The organism is Methylobacterium sp. Leaf469 (assembly GCF_001424745.1).
Classification (GTDB): Bacteria; Pseudomonadota; Alphaproteobacteria; order Rhizobiales; family Beijerinckiaceae; genus Methylobacterium.
In genome coordinates this window covers 40,707-59,435 of the sequence record NZ_LMRE01000006.1, presented here as the reverse complement: position 1 = coordinate 59,435, position 18,729 = coordinate 40,707, and the positions used below count along the sequence as shown (strand labels likewise).

The window sequence follows — 18,729 nt, the reverse complement described above, 5'->3', positions numbered from 1 at the left end:
ACGATCGCAGCCCCGCGCGGTAGGCGTTCGCGGCACAGGCAGGGTTGCTGCCACGGGACGGGATTGCCCCCTTGAACGAACAGGCGGAGGCCGGACCGCTGACGGTCTACCTCGACGTGGATGGCGTCGTGACGACGGTCGGCTATCAACGGCAGGCGGGCAAGGACAGGCTCAATCCGGTTCAGGTTGCCCTCGTGGCCGCCCTGGTGCGGGCGTTCGACGCCAGGGTGGTGGTCTCGTCGACGTGGCGCGTCGGCGATTGTCGCCCGACCCTGGTCGAAGCCGGCCTGCCCGCGAACTGCTTTCACTCGGACTGGCGCACGGCCATCCTGCCGTCGAGCCGGGATGCCGAGACGGGCGCGATGCGCTCCGCCGAGCAGGCCGGGCGGGGTGATGAGATCTCCGAGCACGCGACCCGAAACCACATCACGCGCTACCTCATCCTCGACGACGTCGAGGTCGGCCCGGCCCATGCGGGGCGTCACGTCCGTCCGGTCACCGAGTGCGGCCTGAGCGAAGCGGATGGAATCCTGGCCCGGACGCTGCTGGCCGGGATGGACGACGTGCGCCAGATGGTCGGTAAAGGCGGCTCATTCCCGTCATCGGCCGATTTACGCTTCCGTAGGGATTGAACTTTTCAGGGACCCGGGTCATTCCGTGACAGTGGAGTGACACGCGCGTCACGCTGCCCCCGACATCGACAGGGTCGCCTCGACCCGCGCCGGACCTGCCCGTCCGGTCCCTCCTCGACGCCGCACCCGTGCGGCTGCCGAGGGCGTGTCGCGTCGGTCCGTCGATCGGCAGGAAGGAGTGGCTGCGATGTTCGGGTTCGGAACTCAGAAAAAGGCGTTCAGTCCCTCGCTCGCCGCCTTGGGCATCGTCGAACGGTCGGCGGCCGAGGCCTATGCGGCGCTCATCGCCACGGGCTGGTCCGAGATCGGTTTCGGGTACCACGGCACCGTCCACGCGCATCCGGACCACCCGGACGTCGTGGTGCGCTTCGCTCGCAAGGCCGACGGGTTCGGTGATTACGCGGCCCTGCTTCGCAAGGGGTTCGCAGGCTCCGATGGACCGCACGCGCCGCGTATCCACGATATGCATGTCAGTCGCTGTGGCGCGCTGATGACCGTGGGCTCACGGCTGAGCGATCCCGCACGGGATGCCTGGTGGCTGGCCTATGCCCACGCCGTCATCGCGGACCATCCGGGCGTCGCCCTGGACGAGGGCGTCCGCGACCGGTTCAGGGTGGAATGGCCGGCCCACGAGCCCCGCATCGAGCATTCGAGCTTCGACGGCATCCGCGAAGCGTTCAGGGCCGCGTGGCCCGGATACGAAGCCTACGTCGCCGCGTTGCGGGCGGTGTCGCCGCAGGGGCTCGATCCGAACATCGGCAACGTTCTGGTGGGCATCGACGGAAGTCCCGTGGTGAACGATCCGCTGTGCGACGATGGATACGGCCTGTGGCGCTCGCCCATCCTGCGCAGGCTGAGCCGTTACGCAGACAGCGTGCGTCGTTCGGCCGGCGAGATGTTCGGCCGATCGCCCGTTCCCGCCTGACGTCGTCACGCAGGCTCGATCGGGATACGGGCGAGGCCGAGCCGGGACGAACGCCGGCCTCCGGAGCACCGAGCGGTGCCCGGATCGTTCCCGGTGTCGGACCCGTCACGCGGCTTCGGTCCAGCCAATCACCGCCGTCAGCGGGTCGCCGAATCCGTGGTCCGGGATCACCGCACACACTTGGGTGCGCGCGAAGCCCGCGATCTGCAGGTAGCGCTCGACCAGGTTTGCACGTCCCGCCGCATCCAGGGCGCCCCAGATCGCGACGGCCTTTGTGGGGAAGCATCGGTTCGAGAAGCTGATCACCACCGGTGCCCCCCGGCGCAACACGCGGGCGACATCGGACAGGACATCGATGGGCCGCTGCAGGTACTGAATCGAGGCGCACATCAACGCCGCGTCGGCGCATGCGGTGTCCAGAGGGAGGTGCGGTGCGGCGTTGAGATCCTGAACGAAGTGCCCGGTCAGGCGAGGGTTGGCCGCGAGCTCCGCAGCGTTCAAGCCATGGCCGATGATCCGCTCGTAAGTCCTGTCCTTCGGCAGGTGGCTGACCCAACTCGACATCAGGTCGAGGAGGACGCCGCCTGCAGGAACCACATCCCTGTACAGATCCGTCACCGCCGCGATGGCCGCATCATCGATATGCGTGACGAAGCGCGGCTGCCGGTAGAACAGCGAATCGGGGCTCGGGTCGTCCTTGACGAACGCCGCCGGCGGAAAATCTGGAAATCGCCTCATCGGGCTCTCGCGCTGCCTGCTGCCCGAACGCCGGCCGACAAGCGATCATCGGGTGCAATCCAGCCGATGGTGGCCTGTGCGAGGCCAACGGCCCTGCCGGGGGATCGATCCCTCTCGATGGCGCCCGGCTGCACGACTCTCGGCGGTCTCACCGCGGTGGGGCGGGCCTGAAGAACAGGCCGGCTTTCAAGCTGTCGCCGATCCGGTTTGCCCGCTCGGAGAGGAGCCTCGCCACGTCGGCGGAAAACGTTTCCCCGGCCGTCTGCTCGAACAGTGCCAGCCAACGGGCAAAATGGGCGGGGGCCAGGTCACCGAGCGCCCCATGCTTGCCGAACGGGTTGCCCTTGTAGCGGCCGGATTTCAGCAGCACCGAAGACCAGAAATCCTGGATGACCGTGAGGTGGCGTGGCCAATCCTCATCGGGAATGACGCGGGCAAAAACCGGCCCGATCAGGGGATCGCGCCGCACCTTCGCGTAGAAGGCCGCAAGGAAGACGTGGAGGCTCGCTTCAGTGAGGGCGTCATGCGTAAGGGCATCATGCGTGGGGGTGTCCTGAGGCATCCGGAACCGACCGATCGCAGCACGAGGAGGGGCTGATCAGGCTGCTCCCCCGATCACCTGCCGGGACCCGGCTATACGGGCGCGGAGGGAGCGACGACGGAGATCTTCCCGATCACCCCGCCGATATCCGAAAAGGTATAGATCAAGATTTCGCTGGTGGTGATGTTGAAGTCCATCAGCGCCTCGGGGCTCATCTTCTCCAGGTGCATGACGATGGAGCGAAGCGAGTTGCCATGGGCGACGACCAGGACACGCTGCCCCTGCTGAACGCGCACCGCAAGCGCCTGCTCGTAGAACGGAATCGTTCTGGCGGCGGTCATGGCAAGGCTTTCACCACCCGGAGGAACGGCATCGTAGGATTTGCGCCAGAGGTGAACCTGTTCCGGGCTCCACTGGCTGCGAGCTTCCGCCTTGTTCAGACCCGAGAGTTCGCCATAGTCCCGCTCGTTCAGGGCGCCCTCGGTGCGAACAGGGAGATCACCCTGGTCCAACTGCTCCAACATGAGAGCCAAGGTGTGTTGCGCCCTCCCCAGTTTGCTCGTGAACGCGATATCGAAGTGAAAACCGAGCTCTTTGAGCTTGCGGCCGGCAGCCTTCGCCTCGGCGACACCCCGTTCCGTCAAGCTTGGATTGCGGAAGCCTGAAAACAGGTTCTGCGCGTTGTCGGTGCTTTGCCCATGCCGCACGAGGACGAGCGTTCTGTCAGCCGGCAGCATGTCATCTCCTTGCGCAGGGCTATCTACGCAGCCAATCGAGCCGGAGCAACGTTCCGCCTGCCCCGGTGGGCCTGTCACCGCGGATGCATCGGGGCCGAGGCCCGGGAGTCTGGCTCGATGTCGCTCCGACCGCTCCGATACGATCACCGCACATGTGCCGCGAAGGGCTTGGGGGCTGCTCGGAGCGTGGCCACCAAGTCCGACCCAGGCAAATCACGGACGTCGAGACAACCCGGACGGCCGACGCATCACCTTGTCGGTCTTCTTAGGGCTCAATAGATAGGAAACAGACGAAGAACGAATGCGCGCTCCGAGGTGCGCGGCAGGCAGGCGCGTCCCATGAGAACGGCCGACAAGCAGATCGCCGACATCCTCGTCCGCTACGGCGAGCCCTTCGGAGGGAATGTCTGGCGCGTGCAGGGCACGGCGGTCATCTACCATAAGACCCTGGAGCGCATCGCCGCCCAGGCCGGCATCCGCTTCGACCCGCCCACCCTGGTGCGGGCCGAACGTGACGAGGCCGTGATCCTCGTCACCGGCCGGCTCCCGGGCGCCAAGCCCGGAACCGAACGGGTCGAGTGGTCGATCGGCGAGGCCCTGGTCAACGTGAATTATCGCGTCTCGGGGAAACAGGCGGGCTACGTTTACGCCATGGCCGAGAAGCGAGCCAAGGATCGCGTGATCCTCAAGCTCCTCGAACTGCATGGCCTCGTCTATTCAGAGGAGGAGGCCGACGAGTTTCGCCAGGGTCACCCCGCTGCGATCCAGGCGATCGACGAGGATTTCGACAATCCCGATCCTTTCGACGAGGTCACCGAGGCCGAGGCCGATCTCAAGCGCCGGATCGACGAGATGACCAGCATCGACGCGGTCACCGACCTCATGCTCGACACGGAGACGCAACGAACCCTCGGCCAGATGCCGCCGGGCACGCGCGACGAGGTGCGCGACTACGCCAAGGCTCGCCTCGTCGCGCTCGGCTGGCCACCGAAGAAGCCCGGCCGCCGCGCCGCTTGATCGGGCGGTTCCGGGCACGCTGTTCGCGGAGCGGGGGGGCTCGGCCCGATGATCTCAGTTCTCATCGACCGCAAGACCGGTACGATCGAGCGCGTCGCCTTTCACGGCCCCGTAACCGGCTTCCGACTGTTGAAAGGCCTGCGTCCGGCGCAGATGGGACTGCGTGCCCGCGAGACTGGCGAGGCGAAGCCGGACCGCCTTGCGACGGTGGAGGGCATCGGCTTCCGAACGGCGGGAGTATGCGACGTGACTCGGACGCGGCCGGGACGCACGCTTGGCCGTATGATGCCGCCGCTTTCAGGTGGAAAACACGTTCGCACAGGGCGAAATCGGTGCGCCTGCCCCGCTCCAATCCACAATGAACCACGGCTTCTATCGGCGGTAATGGCCGTAACCAAAACCGCTTCGCAGCAGGATCCCGAACCTAAAATTTATGACGACTGAGCAAGCCAGATGGCTGGGGGACGAGGACACCCACCCAGACAATGAAAGTCCAAATTTCCCTGTAAGATCAGACCGTTCGAGCTGCACACCAGTCCCCCTTTGTAGCAGTTGTTTGGGGGGCTGCGTCAAGCAGAAGCCTGCGGATCGGTCGTCGTCGGACGGGGCTTAATCGAGCTCCAGCGAAGCCTGATCCTGGCACGCGCCCGGGGGTGCCAGAGGCCTTTATGGAGGAACGCCCATGTCCAGGATCAGCGCGAAGCGACGCCGTGACTGGCACCGTTCGGGTTCGGTTGCGATGGGCGCCTCTCCTGGCCGGGCGGGCGACCGCGATCGGCAGCGCCCCGGTCTGGAGGCGCCTATCGGCGAAGGCGTTGTAGATGCCCCGCCGGATTCCATCGGCCTGCGCTCGCAGCGTCGGGGCCGTCTAAGCCATCTCTTTTCGAAAGAGCCAGCTGTAGATACGAATGACCGCAGCGTAACCCAGTGCGGCCGTTTCGCAACACTGTTTTCAGGAAAGACGATACGGCTTCAACATTAGGTTGCGGGGGCGAGCGAGAGGCGGCAGCTTCGCCCAGCTTGTCCGCTCTGGTCAATCCATGCCCCAATCATCCGCCGCGGACGCGATCGCCAACCCCGTGAATTTCTCGCCGACCCTAGCCGCCGCCTTTCTCGGGTGCCAAGCATCAGCCGCTTGGACCCTTGAGGCGCGGCGCGGACAACGTCCCTTTCTTGAGGGCGGCGAGGACCCGCACGGCGATCTGATCGCCCGTAAAGGCCGAATGCACGAGGCGGCCTGCGCTGCGGTTCTGAAGGCACAACACGGGCCGCCCGTAACCATCACCCCTGGCCCTCACCGCGGCCGGGTGGAGGCGACCCGCGCCGCGATGAACCGGGGGACTCCTCTCATCCACCGCGGCGCGCTCGCCTCCGATCTCTGGATTGGCCATCCGGGTTTCCTAGTCCGGGTCGAGGAGCCCTGCTCGAGCTGGGCGTGGTCCTACGAGCCCTGGGACGCCAAGCTCGCCCGGCACGCGCGGCCCGAGCACCTATTTCAGCTCGCGATCCACGGCGACCTGCTGGCCGGTCTGCAGGGGCGCCCGGCGCGGCGCGGCGTCCTGATGCTTGCCACCGGCGCGGATGGTCCGGATCACCGCGTTGAGCAGTTCGCCCTCGACGAAGTGCGCTTCTACGTCCGCCGCGCCGCGCGCCGCCTCGAAGCGTTCGCGGCCGACCTGCCGGGCGATCTGGCGCCCGACCCGTGTCGGCACTGCGATCTCTGCGCGTGGTTCGCGGCCTGCGAGGCGCGCTGGGAGGAGACCGACCACCTCTGCCGTGTGGCTGACCTGACGCAGCGGCAGACGACGCGGCTGCAGGCAGCCGGTATCTCGACGCGAGCCATGCTGGCCGCCCTCGACGCCCCCGTGCCCGGCATCAGCTCGGACACGCTCGCTCGTCTGCGGCAGCAGGCCCGCCTTCAGGCCGAGAGCGAGGCTTCGGGGACGGGGGCCTACGAGATCCTGTCATCCCCTCCCGGCCTCGGCTTCGACCGCCTGCCCGCCCCCGACCCTGGCGATCTGTTCTTCGATTTTGAGGGCGACCCAATGCACCCGGGCGGCCTTGAGTACCTGTGCGGGGTGCTCTGGCGGGCCGAGCCCGAGGACGACGAGGGCGAACCAGTGCCGGAGCAGCCGGGCTTGCGCTTTATCGCGTTCTGGGCGCACGACCGCGCCGAGGAGCGGGTCGCGTTCGGGACGCTAATGGCCTTCCTGACCCGGCGGCTCGCGGCGGCGCCGGGGGCGCACCTGTACCACTACGCGCCCTACGAGAAGACGGCGCTGCGTCGGCTGGCCGGACTGCACGGGGTGTGCGAGGCCGAGGTTGATGATCTGCTGCGGCGGGAACGGATGGTCGATCTCTATCGGGTCGTGCGAGAGGGCTTGCGGGTCGGCGAGCGGGGCTACTCGATCAAGAAACTCGAGCGCTTCTATATGCCGGCGCGCACGACGGAGGTGACCTCGGGCGGCGCCAGCACCGTGGTCTGGGACCTCTACCAGCACACCCGCGAGCCGCGCTTGCGCGACGAGATCCGCGACTACAACCGCGACGACTGCCTGTCGACGCTGCTCTTGCAAGACTGGCTCGAGGGCGTGTCGCGCGCGGGCAGGATCCACGCAGCGCTGGCGCCTCCGTCGCCGGACCCGCCGGAAGGCGACCGAGCGCGAGCCGCCCGCGAGACTCGGGAGGCCCGGGACGCGACGGGGGGCGAACTCGTTGCGCGGCTTACAGCGGACCCCGACCACCCGGAGGCGGCCCTGCGCCAGCTCGCAGCCGACCTTGTCGGTTTCCACCAGCGCGAGGCCAAGCCGGCGTGGTGGGCGTTCTTCGATCGACAGGAGCGTAGGGCGGACGAACACGCCGAGGATGACGAGTGCCTCGGCGGCTGCGCAGCCGACGGGCCGGACTGGATCGGCCAGGAGAAGGCGAGCCTGATCTTCCGATTCCGGTATCCAGAGCAGGAGACGAAGCTGCGCGCGGGCGATCCCGTGTATCTGACGGCGGGCGGCGAGGCCGCGGGGACTATCCTCACCCTCGATGAGGGCGCGCAAACCGTCACGCTCAAGCGGGGCAAGGCGAAGGGGCCGTTGCCGGAGACGGTCAGCTTGATGCCGGGCGGGCCAGTCAACAGCGACGCCCTGCGCGACGCGGTGGCCTGCGTTGCCGCCGATCTCGCCGAGGGGGGTGAAACCTTTCCGCACGTGCGCGCGCTGCTCGCCCGCGACCCGCCGGCATTCATGGACCGCCCGGCCGGCGCCCCCGTCATCCCGGTCGAGGACCGCAACGACCCAGCCCGCCTCCTGGCCGCGGCGACCCGGGCGGTTCACGCCCTCGACCGGTCCTGGCTGGTGATCCAAGGACCACCGGGCGCCGGCAAGACCTACACGATCGCCCGCCTGATCGCGTCCCTGATCGCCGCCGGCAAGACGGTTGGCGTCGCCTCGAACAGCCATAAGGCGATCGACAATGTTTTTGCTGCGGTCGAGGCGCACCTGGCGGAGATCGGCGAACCCGTGCGCCCGCTCGGCTGGAAGAAGGAAGGCGGCGAGCCCTACACCGGACGGGGCTACATCGCGGGCACTGCGCGCAACGAGGACCTTGACCCCGAGGCGCCGATCCTGGGCGGTACCGCCTGGGCGTTCGCCCGACCCGAGCTGCGCGGCAGCCGCGACGTGCTGTTCATCGACGAGGCGGGCCAGGTCGCCCTCGGCAACTTCGTGGCGCTCTCTACCGCCGCGCGGTCTGTCGTGCTCGTGGGCGATCAGATGCAGCTCGCCCAACCGATCCAGGGCGCCCACCCGCGCACAAGCGGCGTCTCGGCGCTCGACCACTTGTTGCAGGGCGCCGCGGTCGTGCCGGACACCGACGGGGTGTTCCTGTCGCGCACCTGGCGAATGCACCCGGACCTGTGCCAGTTCGTCAGCCGGGCGGTCTACGAAGGCCGCCTCGAAGCTGAGGCCGGCTGCGCCCACCAGCGCCTGATACTCGGTCCCGGCGCCCACCCGGCCCTCAAACCCGCCGGGCTCGCTTTCCATGCGGTCGCGCACGCGGGCTGCCGGCAGAGGTCAGAGGCTGAAGCCGAGGCCACCCGCGCGCTCCTCCTCAGCCTCGTGGCGCAGCGCGTCGTCGACCGGCACGGCCGCGAGCGCGCCATGACGCTCGCCGACGTGCTGGTGGTCGCCCCCTACAACATGCAGGTGAACCTGCTGCGGGCCCGCCTGCCGGAGGGCGCGCGCATCGGCACCGTCGACAAGTTCCAGGGCCAGGAAGCCGAGGTCGTGATCGTGTCGATGACGACCTCGGGCGCCGAGGAGATGCCGCGGGACGCGGCCTTCCTTCTCTCGCGCAATCGCCTCAATGTCGCGATCAGCCGGGCGCGGTGCTTGGCCGTCCTCGTCGCCTCCCCGGGGCTCCTCGACCTCGTCGCGGCCTCGACAGAGGAGATGCGTCTCGCCAACGTATTCTGTTGGGCGCACGAGTACGCGAACGGTGGTGGAGAGGGGGCAGACGCGTGACGACGTCGGCCCCTGCTAAATGCTGGTTCCTCCGGGTCGGCTTCCGCTGCATGCCGCGCGACGCCGTCCGGGCAGCGGTCGCGAGCGCCACGATCTGCTACCAGCCCGCGCTGGCGCGCCGCTACGTCCTCGGGCTCGAAGGCCACCTCAAGGGCCGGCTTCCCGGCGAGATCGCCGTCATAGATACGCGATCCACCCGGACGCAGGCTGTGCGCCAGGCCCTCGGCCGGGCCGCCCTCCTGACGGATGGCCGGTGCTCTGCGGTGACTCAGGGGGCCCTCAAGGAGCGCGCCCAGCGCGACGACCGCCACCGGATCGAGGGGCTACGGCGCTCGACGTCAAGCGTATCCCGATCTCGCCTGGGCAAATCACCGTCGACGGCAAGTGTCTCGATCCAATCGAGCACGTCCAGGCTTGGCGCGAGCGGGAGGCTGCGGCTGTCCGTCCACGCCTGCCCGCGAGCGGTGTTCGCGGCCGTACTGGACTGCGCGGGCCGTCGGCAGACGAAAGCCGTGCGCCTGAACGCCACTGGGATCGGTACGGTGCGGGGCGGGCTCTGGATGGCGGAGAACGTGCGCAAGCTGGCCTGGCAACTGCCGCCAGGGGAGGTTCGGGCGTGAGCGAGGGCATGTTCATCGTGCGCGACGACGGCACGCTCGTGCCGATGCGCGCGAGCCCGTTCGAGAGCGAGGCCGTGTTCCAGACGCTGCTGGCCGCGCATCCGAGCCTGCTCGCTGCCGAAGCCGTCGACCCGGGCAACCCCCGCCGCTGGCTGCTGGTCGCGCGCGAGCAGGGCGTGCCGGGCGAAGAGGGTGGTGCCGGCCGCTGGTCCCTCGACCACCTCTTCGTCGACCAAGACGGCGTGCCGACCCTCGTTGAGGTTAAGCGCGCCAGCGACACGCGGGGCCGGCGCGAGGTCGTGGCGCAGATGCTCGACTACGCCGCCAACGGGGTGGTGTACTGGCCGGCCGAGATGCTGCGCAGCCAGTTCGAGCGGGCCTACGCCGCGGATGGACGTGATCCGGACGACGCCGTGCGGGCGCTGCTGGCGAGCCCCGAGGCCGACCCGGACGCGTTCTGGGCTGGCGTCGACGTCAATCTGCGGGCCGGGCGTATCCGCATGGTGTTCGTGGCCGATGTGATTCACCCGGAGCTCAAGCGCATCGTCGAGTTCCTGAACGCGCAGATGAGCCCGGCCGAGGTGATCGCGCTGGAGCTGCGGCACTACGTCGGGGAGGGCCTGCGCACGTTGGTGCCGAGCATCCTGGGGCGGACCGCCGAGGCCGAGCGGCGCAAAGGGATTGCCGGCGGCGCGCGATCGGCCAGCACGCAACCGACCGTCGCGGAGTGGTTCGCACGGTTCGAGGCCGAGCGGGGCTCGGAGGAGCTCGCGATCGCCGCCGCCATCCGCGACTGGTGGAAGGCGCGCGGCGCCACGATCGGCACGACGCGTTCTCAGCGGCCGTCCCTGTATGCGCAGATCGCGCACGGTGGCCATGAGGGTTACCCGGTGTTCATCAAAGCAAGCGGCCGAGTGACGACCGGCCTCTACGCTTCCACGAAACTGGCCCCGTACGGGCAGGAGGACGCGCGCCGGGCGGTCGTGGCTGATCTCGCCGCGGCCACGGGACTGACGTTTTCCGACCGCGCCCATGACGGGGAGCCGAGCGTGCCGCTGGCGCTGCTGAAGGAGTCCACGAGACGCGAGACCCTCTTCGCGGTGTGGGACACGCTCCTGACGCGCGTACGCGCGGCGGGGTAGTCACTTAATGCGCAGGTCCGGAGCCGGTCTCGCCCGGCGGCGAACGAACGCGGAGGTATCGTGAACGCCAGAGAAGCCCTCGAGGCTCTAGAAACCCTGGTCGAGGCGGGCGTAGCGCGTCACCTCAGCGGACCGGATCGTCGCACGAAGGCGATCCTGTATCGCACCCCCAATGGCCGTTCGTTCGGACTGGAACTCGGCAACGCGGTCGCGCAGGTGCAGGTGATCGACGCGGACAGCTTTCGCGTTGCGTTGCCCGAGTCTCCCATCACGTATGCGGATCGGGCGACGCTGGTGTTCGAGAGGGCGCCGCCGGGCGGCGCACCGGCCTGGGACGACGTGGATCAACTCCCTGGCGTCACGCGCCTGGCCGGGATGCAGTACAGGAGTTCAGCCTACCGCTTGAGTGCAGCCCGGCTCGAGGAGGGCGGCCAGCAACTCGTCGTCGTTGAGGATGCGAACGCCCTCGCCGCCCTCGTCACTTGGTACGGTGCGGCGTCGCCCGCACCGAATTCAGCGGAGAACCCGATCGTGACGCAGGACGCTCTTCCAGCCGCGAACCCAACCAACCTCATCCTGTACGGACCACCTGGTACGGGCAAGACGTTCGCGACGGCGGCGGAGGCCGTGCTGCTGTGCGACGGGGTCCTGCCGGACGGGGGCAACGCGGGGGTGCGCCAGCGCTACGACGCGCTGGTCGCGACCCGCCAGATCCAATTTGTGACGTTTCACCAGTCCTACGCTTACGAGGATTTCGTCGAAGGCCTGCGCCCGCACACGGGCGAGGCCGAGGACGATCGCGCGACCGCGGGCTTCCGATTGGAGCCAAATCCGGGCGTCTTTCGACAGATCGCCACCCTGGCCGAGCAGGCCCGAACGCCGGCCGCTGTGGGACGACAGGGGGGCGCCCTCGAACTCGAGGGACGACGGTTCTGGAAGATGGCGCTGGGCGCCAAGGGCAGTGAGGAGCACGTCTACCAAGCGGCGATCGCGGGCGGCTACGTGGCGCTTGGCTGGGGCGGGGACGTCGACTTCACCGACCCCCAGTTCGCCGCGATCGAGGCGATGCATCGGGAGTGGACGGCGCGCTACCCGGACGACAAGACGCCGAGCCAGACCGTCCAGCCCTGGATCTTCCGCAATGCGATGCAGATCGGCGACATCGTCATCGTACCAAGCGGTAACACCGCCTTCCGGGCAATCGCCGAGATCGCGAGCGACTACTACTTCGAGCTCGGCGAGGACGGAACCTACAACCAGCGCCGCAAGGTTCGCTGGCTTCTCGTGCTCGACGAACCCCTGCCATTGGACACCATCGTGGAAGGGAACTTCACGATGCGGACCCTCTACCAAATTCCGGCCAAGCGGATCCGCACGGAAGCCTTAAGCCGCCTGATCGCCGGCCCGGCTCCGGACCAGAGTCTGAGCCCGACTTGCACTGACCAATTCGTGCTGATCATCGACGAGATCAACCGCGCCAACGTGTCGAAAGTGTTCGGCGAGCTGATCACGCTCCTAGAGGCCGACAAGCGGCTCGGGCAGGCGAATGCTCTGACCGTCACCCTGCCCTATTCCGGCGAAACGTTCGGCGTGCCGGACAACCTGCATGTCGTCGGCACGATGAACACCGCCGACCGGTCGATCGCGCTTCTCGACACCGCCCTGCGCCGCCGCTTCGCCTTCCGCGAGCTGGCGCCCCGCCCCGAACTCTTGTCCGGGGACGTTGAGGGCATTGATCTCGCCGCGGTCCTCACCGCGCTGAACACCCGGATCGAGTATCTCGTCGACCGCGAGCACCGTATCGGGCACGCGTTCTTCATGCGCTGCCGCACGCGCGGCGACATCGACGCGGTGATGCGCGACCGGGTGATCCCGCTCCTGGCCGAGTACTTCTTCGAGGATTGGGAGCGCATCCGCCTCGTGCTTGGCGAGATGACGGACGCCGGCGCCTTTTTGGCGCGTACGCCACTCACGCCACCGCCGGGCCTGGAGGATCCCGGGCCTGATCGCTGGCGCTACGCGGTGCGTCAGTCCTTCGCCGAGGACGCTTACGCGCAGTTGCTGGCGTGATCCGCCGGGCGCTGCGTGAGTGGGAATACCTGTCCGTCTCGAACGAGGCGGACAGTACCGGAATCACCCGGGCGCAGGCCGACCAGCTGCTGGCAGTGGCGCGGCGCACGGGGCTCGGTGGCGCAGACGGCGAACGGGTACTGGTCGACGGCGGACGTCGGCTGCGGGCCCAGCAGGTCGTCGGTGTCCTCGTCGCGAACGACGTCACCCTCGAGATCCTCCCTAAGATCGACGGCGATGCGGCGTGCGCCCGCGCGAGCCTGGTGCACATGCTTGCGGCCGTCCACGACCTTAAGATCGCGACCGGACCGACGACCGACCTCGGCTGGCAGTCGCGCGATCTCCTTGAGATCCTGATCCGCCTGTTCTGCGACAAGCTTGCGGCCGTGCTGCGGCGTGGCCTACCGCGCGCTTACGTTCGGCGGGAGGACGACCTGCCCGCCCTGCGCGGGCGCCTCGACGTCATCCGTCAATGCACGATGCTTGCCGCGAGCCCGCAGCGCCTCGCGTGCCGGTACGAGGACCTCGACGCCGACATCGCGCTGAACCGCATCCTCAAGGCTGCACTCGTGCGCCTGGCGGGTCTCGCCCGCGCGCCGGAGACGCGGCGGCGCCTGAGCGAGCTCCTCTTCGTCTACGAGCCGGTCACCCTCCCGCCACGCGCGGCCCTACCCTGGCAAGCGGTCGCCCTCGACCGTACCAACGCCGGATGGCGGGAGGTGCTCGGCTTCGCGCGCCTACTTCTCGAAGATCGTTTCCAAACGACTTCGGTTGGGGACGGACGCGGGTTCGCGCTGCTCTTTGAGATGAACACGCTGTTCGAGGAGTTCGTCGGGCGCGCCTTGCGCCGCGCCCTTGCTGGCTCGGACGTCGGCGTCACGCTGCAGGGACCGCGCCGGTACGCCCTGCGGGACCTCGGGCAGGACCGCCCTTTGTTCGCGACGCGCCCGGACATCGTCGTGAGCCGGGCCGGGCAGCCGGTTCTGATCCTCGACACGAAGTGGAAGCGCCTCGCGGGCGTGCTCGCGGATCCCCGCCGCGGCGTCGGTCAGGCCGACGTCTACCAGATGATGGCCTACGCGCAGGTCTACGGTTGCCGTGAGTTGATGCTTGTGTACCCGCATCACGCGCACCTGCCCCTGTCGGCGGGCTGCTTGGCCACGCACGCCATAACAAATTTGGACGGCAGCCGCCTCCAGCTCCTGACGCTCGATCTCTCCACCCCGGAGTTGGTCCCTGAGCAGTTGCGCGCTGCAGTGGTATTGCAGGATCATCCAGCTGAGAGATGAACAAGCGGTGGGGGCGAAGCGTGTGTCCCCTACGAGCGCCCGGTGGCGCATTTGACGGAATTGATCGGCTCGCGCTGAGATGCGGGGCAAGGGCAACAAGGCTCCGCATGTTTCTCACCCAAGAACAACTCCTTCTTCGGCTGAAAGAGCATCTCGGCACAGCCGAGCGCGTCGATATCGCCACCGCCTGGATGTCGTTCGGTGCGGCGTTCTCCTTATTGCACGCATTTGCGAAGGCTCGGCCGCATGCGCTGCGGGCCATCGTGGGCACCGCCGGGACCACGACCCACCCGAGAGCCCTGCGCCTCATTCAGCAGTCGGCTCAGCTGCGCCTGCCCAACAGTCATCCGCTGTTCCACCCGAAGCTGATCATATTCCACCGCCCCGAGGGAACGGTGGTCTGGATCGGCAGCGCGAACCTCACGCGCTGCGGCTTCGAACAGAACACAGAGATCGTCGCGGAATTGCCCGACGAGGGCGCCACGGCGCGAGCCTGGTTCGACGATACCTGGGACGCATTGGAAAAAGATTGCAGCCCGCGACTGGACCAATACGAGGCCAATTGGAAACCGGCTCCCTCTGGGCAGGGAGCGGACCCGACGCCTACCCTGTCTGAGGATGCGCTCTGGGGACTTGCGCAAGGTTTGACGGACTGGTCGTCGTTCGTTCACGCGATCAAGCTGGCGAACCCGGTTTGGCAGCGAAAGTTCGGGTGCACCGTAGACGGTGAGATGAGCAGCTGGCTCAATACCATCGCGCTCGGGATGGAGATCACGCGTCGGGAGAGCTGGGATGACCTGAGCGACGTCGACTACCACGTCCTGCTCGGTATTAAGGACGACGCCGACGACATCATGGGTTACGGTCTCCTCGGCTCGATGCAGGGGGCCGGGCAGGTTAAAACCACTTTCCTAAAGGATACCGCCGCGCACCGTACGGTGCGGGAGCGCGTCCGGTCGCTGCTGCAGGGGGCAATCCACGCCTCCGACGCTGAATTTACAGAAGCTGCCGTCGCATTCCTTCGTCAGATCTCGGATCTCGACCGGTTCGGTCCGGCGGTCGCGACGCGGCTGCTCGCCCTGGCTCGTCCGGACCGGGCCGTCTCGGTCAACAACGGCTCGCGCCCTGGTCTCGCCGCCTTATCGGGGTTGCCCCGTAGTGCTCTGAGCAACGTTCCCACTGGCCCGCGGGCGAAATCCTACGCCGATCTCCTCGCGTTCCTCGCAACGAAGGACTGGTACCGTCAGCCGAAGCCAGTAAACCGTTACGAGCAGACGCTTGCCAACGCCCGGGCTGCCCTCCTCGACTGTCTGGTCTACGTCCCGACCGGTGGCGACGAAGCGTAGACAAGTCCCCTGAGCTCAATTTTTGGTGCCGTTCGTGCACACTGTAGGATACTACAGCTTGCGCGCGGCACACCCTCCTGTGCGCCGTGAAGCCCCCGCAGTCGCCAAGCATCGTATTGCCCATGCCCAAATCTACAACAGACTTCCAAGAATTTCTCGACGGGGAGGACTTATCGAGTGATAATTTTGAGCTGACTTATGAACTGTACTGCCTCGTCGATGGAGCTGAGGAGCGTGGGACGTACAAAGCCGTAAGGCATGGTGACTCGCTCGCGATCACCAGTCCGGGGAATGCTTACAAGCTTGCGTTGGTCAGTCCCGCTGCTATTAAGGCATTCAAGATTTACATGCAACGCAGATACATGGAGGGAAATGATGTGGAAGCATGGTATGCACTAAAGGTATCGACTAAATATCGGGACTGATAAGTTCGATTCAGCGCGGTGTGCAATCAAATTTGCCAGCTATACGCGATCGGAAAGTCAAACGCCGAGCCTGAGGCCGCAATTTGCGGCTTCGCGTAGGTCCGCACACCCACTGGAGCAGGGGGCGTCACCGCGGGGCGAGGAAACGATCCGCCGTCCGGGCAATGCGATCCCGCCATGCCAGCGGCGAAAGCCAGCGCTCCGGGATTGTAGACAGGCCATACAGAGCCCCGGCGAGTTGGCCGGTAACCGCGCCCACAGTATCAGCGTCTCCACCGAGGTTGACTGCGCGGATGAGGGCTGCCTCAAAGCTGTCCGTCGTCCCGACCGCCCAGAGTGCGGCTTCCAGCGTGTCGATGACGTAGCCTGTCGAACGGATCTGAGCGCGTGTCTTCGTCCGCCAAGCGCCTTGGGCAATGGCTTCGATCGCAGTGTCTTCAGCTTGGGGGACGAGCGTGAGGTAATCGTTCTCATCGCTGTTCCAGAGCCGCGGAAAGGCTGCATCGCAGTCCGACCCGATCCAGCGGCGGGGGCGCAGAACATCGGCCTCGCCGAGGATTGCGGCGCGCAGGATCTGAACGAAGTAGGCGCAGGCCTCTATGGCCTGCGGAGCGCCATGCGTCGTACGACTTTGATCGCGGGCGATCCGGTCCGCCGCTTCGGGATCCCGGAGTGCGAATAGTGCGACGGGTGCAAGCCTCATGAGCGACCCGTTGCCCGCCGTGTCCGCTGCCGTCGAACCGGCGAAGGGATTGCCGTCACGCTCGAACTGGCTCAGTGCGGCCGCCGTGGTGATGCCGATGTCGAAGCAGGTGCCGGTGCAGCTGTAGTGGCCCTTTCGCCACCAGGCGACGAAACGGGTCATGACGTCGGCCGGATCGAAGCCCCGGCAGTGGGTGAGGCTATCGGCCAGCGCCAGCGCCATGGCGGTGTCGTCGGTCCATCCGCCGGCAGCGAGATCGAACGGCCCCTCACCGGTCATCTCGGTGTGCAGCGACTCGGCATCGCGGGCCGTGAACTCGAGCGTGGTCCCCAGGGCATCGCCGACCGCCAGTCCGATGAGTGCACCACGGGCCCGGTCGAGGACGGTGGGGGGCAATGAAACGGGGGCTGCGGGCGAGGCTGCGCCCCGTTCGGGAACGGGATTGTCCGCCACGGGGACCTTGTCGGGTCGCGTCATGCTGATTCTCTCTCGACTGCGGTAATGCAAATCCGAGCGGACGATGACCGCTTCGGCCTCGAGACAGAAGAGGTGGCGAAGACGAGCGAGCACCGCAGGCCGTTGCAGTTTGCGGTCGGCATAGAGCGTAAACGCGCGCGTGTGAGTGTCGAAGACGATGCGGCCACGCGGAAAGTCCTCGTACTCGAATGCGGCGATGGCCGACGGCAGCCCCCGTGCCCGCAGCCCCTTTGCCCCGAGGCGTTGCCAGCCCTCCCAGAGATCGCTGTGGCCTCGCGGATCGGTGAGCGCGTCGCCGTAGGTCTCGGCCGCCGAGAGCGGTGTGGTCGCGGTGACCAGATACAGTTGGCCCGCATCCATGACACCCCAGAACAGACCGACGCTGGGCGAGGCAGCAGGGGGTGGTTCGGTCATCGTGTGCGCCCTCCCCTCGCGGGATCCGCTGGCTCGGGGTCGAACTTGAAAGCGTGAAAGGCACCGATCGGATCGTCCGGTCCGAGGATGAGGCCCGCCGAACGTTGAACCCCCTCGGCGTCCACGAAGGTCAGCGCGTAGGGCGTGAGGCGGTCTCCATCGGTATAAAGATCGTAGGCGTCGATAAGCCGGCAGCACCCGGGCTCAATGAGATCGAGCTGGCGTTCGGCGCCCGCCGTGACGCTGACCCCGGGCCCAAGTTTGGTTGTCACCCCGCTGCTGCGCAGGACGATCCCTGTAAGGGGCCCGGGGCCGGGATTGCACAGATAAACCGAAAGTAGGGCAGAGCTGCCGAAGCGCCGATAAAGGCTCAGGCGCGCCGGCGTATTGGCTGGCATCGGCAGAGTGGCGGGGGGCGTGATCTCGGTCGGCGCGACCGCCACCGGCACGGAAACGAAGTTGATCGTCGGCGACGATCCCATCCCGATGGCATCGCGGCTTGCCACCAGCAAGGTCGCGCCCGTCGCCTTGCAGGCCCGAAAGCTCGCCGCGAGGGCTGGCCTGTCCAAGCTCGTGCCTTCCGCCTCGATGAAGCTGTCGATGACCCGGCTGCCGTGCACTGAGAGCCAGCGCGAGACACCCTGGCGCTGGGCGACCATCACGCGCTCGGATTCCTCCGGCTCTGAGGGACGGCTGCGGTAGTACACCACGACATCGGGTGCTGTTGGCGTGACGGCGGGGGTGTTGGCTTCAGGATGGGTGATGGCGTGGCAGCGTACCCCTGCGAGATACCCACAGACCCCGGTGAGGGCCGGGCTCGCGCCGATCGCATTGGTCATGGCGAGAAGTAGCGCTGCGTTGTGTTCCCGGCACGCCTTGAGGGCGGCGCCGAGCTGCGGGCGGCTTTTGGTGCTGTTCTCGGCTTCGGTGAATGTGCCGATGAGCGTCGCACCGTTCTCGTCGAGCCAGGCAGCCACGGCCTCCCGCTGACGGGTCAGCGCTGCCGCCGAGAGGTCCGGCTCGATCGGACGGGTGCGAAGATAGACGACGATCTGCATGGGGCGGGGAATAAGTCTCGCACGGATGCATGGTGATTCATGCGACGGTCGGCGATCGGAACAGGAGGAGCGGGGCTCCAC

At 67.3% G+C, this 18,729-nt stretch carries 14 protein-coding genes; 9 read left to right on the top strand and 5 right to left on the bottom strand.

Translation table 11 applies throughout. From position 1 onward, the window contains the following. Positions 1 to 71: 71 nt before the first annotated feature. Entirely contained in the window at positions 72 to 632 is a 561-nt protein-coding gene (locus tag ASG60_RS06390; protein WP_056384547.1) for an HAD domain-containing protein, read from the top strand. Positions 633 to 819: 187 nt separating this feature from the next. Continuing rightward, on the top strand, positions 820 to 1,557 hold the full coding sequence (locus ASG60_RS06385; protein WP_056384546.1) for a hypothetical protein: 738 nt from the start codon (positions 820 to 822) through the stop codon (positions 1,555 to 1,557). A gap of 105 nt (positions 1,558 to 1,662) precedes the next feature. Here the strand turns inward: ASG60_RS06385 and ASG60_RS06380 are convergent, their stop codons facing one another. The 3 genes from ASG60_RS06380 to ASG60_RS06370 all read right to left on the bottom strand — a co-directional run bounded on the left by ASG60_RS06380 (position 1,663) and on the right by ASG60_RS06370 (position 3,573). Further along, on the bottom strand, positions 1,663 to 2,295 hold the full coding sequence (locus tag ASG60_RS06380) for a methyltransferase domain-containing protein (RefSeq protein ID WP_056384545.1): 633 nt from the start codon (positions 2,293 to 2,295) through the stop codon (positions 1,663 to 1,665). Positions 2,296 to 2,443: 148 nt separating this feature from the next. Further along, positions 2,444 to 2,857, bottom strand: a complete 414-nt coding sequence (locus tag ASG60_RS06375) for a group III truncated hemoglobin (RefSeq protein WP_056304793.1) — start codon at positions 2,855 to 2,857, stop codon at positions 2,444 to 2,446. A 71-nt stretch (positions 2,858 to 2,928) separates the two neighbouring features. Further along, on the bottom strand, positions 2,929 to 3,573 hold the full coding sequence (locus tag ASG60_RS06370) for a 2,3-bisphosphoglycerate-dependent phosphoglycerate mutase (protein WP_056384544.1): 645 nt from the start codon (positions 3,571 to 3,573) through the stop codon (positions 2,929 to 2,931). A 339-nt stretch (positions 3,574 to 3,912) separates the two neighbouring features. Here ASG60_RS06370 and ASG60_RS06365 point away from each other — a divergent pair, with 339 nt between their 5' ends. From ASG60_RS06365 to ASG60_RS06335, 7 genes are all read left to right on the top strand, one after another. Beyond that, positions 3,913 to 4,590 (top strand): hypothetical protein, encoded by a 678-nt coding sequence (locus ASG60_RS06365; RefSeq protein WP_056171206.1) that lies wholly within the window; start codon positions 3,913 to 3,915, stop codon positions 4,588 to 4,590. 1,040 nt (positions 4,591 to 5,630) lie between these two features. After that, positions 5,631 to 9,104 carry a TM0106 family RecB-like putative nuclease gene (locus tag ASG60_RS06360; RefSeq protein ID WP_082531636.1) on the top strand — a complete coding sequence of 1,158 codons (3,474 nt, stop codon included), beginning with the start codon at positions 5,631 to 5,633 and terminating at the stop codon, positions 9,102 to 9,104. Beyond that, positions 9,101 to 9,724, top strand: coding sequence for a hypothetical protein (locus ASG60_RS06355; protein ID WP_056384542.1), 624 nt, complete (start codon positions 9,101 to 9,103; stop codon positions 9,722 to 9,724). The genes ASG60_RS06360 and ASG60_RS06355 overlap by 4 nt, the downstream gene beginning before the upstream one ends. Continuing rightward, positions 9,721 to 10,866 (top strand): hypothetical protein, encoded by a 1,146-nt coding sequence (locus tag ASG60_RS06350; RefSeq protein ID WP_056384541.1) that lies wholly within the window; start codon positions 9,721 to 9,723, stop codon positions 10,864 to 10,866. The genes ASG60_RS06355 and ASG60_RS06350 overlap by 4 nt, the downstream gene beginning before the upstream one ends. 216 nt (positions 10,867 to 11,082) lie before the next feature. Beyond that, positions 11,083 to 12,936 carry an AAA family ATPase gene (locus ASG60_RS06345; protein ID WP_244476588.1) on the top strand — a complete coding sequence of 618 codons (1,854 nt, stop codon included), beginning with the start codon at positions 11,083 to 11,085 and terminating at the stop codon, positions 12,934 to 12,936. Beyond that, on the top strand, positions 12,933 to 14,225 hold the full coding sequence (locus tag ASG60_RS06340) for a restriction endonuclease (RefSeq protein ID WP_056384539.1): 1,293 nt from the start codon (positions 12,933 to 12,935) through the stop codon (positions 14,223 to 14,225). Before ASG60_RS06345 ends, ASG60_RS06340 begins: the two co-directional genes overlap by 4 nt. A gap of 107 nt (positions 14,226 to 14,332) precedes the next feature. Next, positions 14,333 to 15,571: a phospholipase D family protein gene (locus ASG60_RS06335; RefSeq protein ID WP_056384538.1), complete on the top strand. Its 1,239-nt coding sequence runs from the start codon at positions 14,333 to 14,335 to the stop codon at positions 15,569 to 15,571. A gap of 552 nt (positions 15,572 to 16,123) precedes the next feature. Here ASG60_RS06335 and ASG60_RS06330 read toward each other — a convergent pair. Together ASG60_RS06330 and ASG60_RS06325 are read right to left on the bottom strand one after the other, a co-directional pair. Beyond that, on the bottom strand, positions 16,124 to 17,590 hold the full coding sequence (locus ASG60_RS06330; RefSeq protein ID WP_244476587.1) for an ADP-ribosylglycohydrolase family protein: 1,467 nt from the start codon (positions 17,588 to 17,590) through the stop codon (positions 16,124 to 16,126). Next, positions 17,587 to 18,648 (bottom strand): recombinase family protein, encoded by a 1,062-nt coding sequence (locus ASG60_RS06325; RefSeq protein ID WP_056384537.1) that lies wholly within the window; start codon positions 18,646 to 18,648, stop codon positions 17,587 to 17,589. The genes ASG60_RS06330 and ASG60_RS06325 overlap by 4 nt, the downstream gene beginning before the upstream one ends. Between the last annotated feature and the right edge of the window lie 81 nt (positions 18,649 to 18,729).

Bases quoted from the DNA above. Each gene is read 5' to 3' on its own strand.
- ASG60_RS06385 (WP_056384546.1), top strand. From the start codon at position 820: ATGTTCGGGTTCGGAACTCAGAAAAAGGCGTTCAGTCCCTCGCTCGCC.
- ASG60_RS06380 (WP_056384545.1), bottom strand. From the start codon at position 2,295: ATGAGGCGATTTCCAGATTTTCCGCCGGCGGCGTTCGTCAAGGACGAC.
- ASG60_RS06375 (WP_056304793.1), bottom strand. From the start codon at position 2,857: ATGCCTCAGGACACCCCCACGCATGATGCCCTTACGCATGACGCCCTC.
- ASG60_RS06370 (WP_056384544.1), bottom strand. From the start codon at position 3,573: ATGCTGCCGGCTGACAGAACGCTCGTCCTCGTGCGGCATGGGCAAAGC.
- ASG60_RS06365 (WP_056171206.1), top strand. From the start codon at position 3,913: ATGAGAACGGCCGACAAGCAGATCGCCGACATCCTCGTCCGCTACGGC.
- ASG60_RS06360 (WP_082531636.1), top strand. From the start codon at position 5,631: ATGCCCCAATCATCCGCCGCGGACGCGATCGCCAACCCCGTGAATTTC.
- ASG60_RS06335 (WP_056384538.1), top strand. From the start codon at position 14,333: ATGTTTCTCACCCAAGAACAACTCCTTCTTCGGCTGAAAGAGCATCTC.
- ASG60_RS06330 (WP_244476587.1), bottom strand. From the start codon at position 17,590: ATGACCGAACCACCCCCTGCTGCCTCGCCCAGCGTCGGTCTGTTCTGG.
- ASG60_RS06325 (WP_056384537.1), bottom strand. From the start codon at position 18,648: ATGCAGATCGTCGTCTATCTTCGCACCCGTCCGATCGAGCCGGACCTC.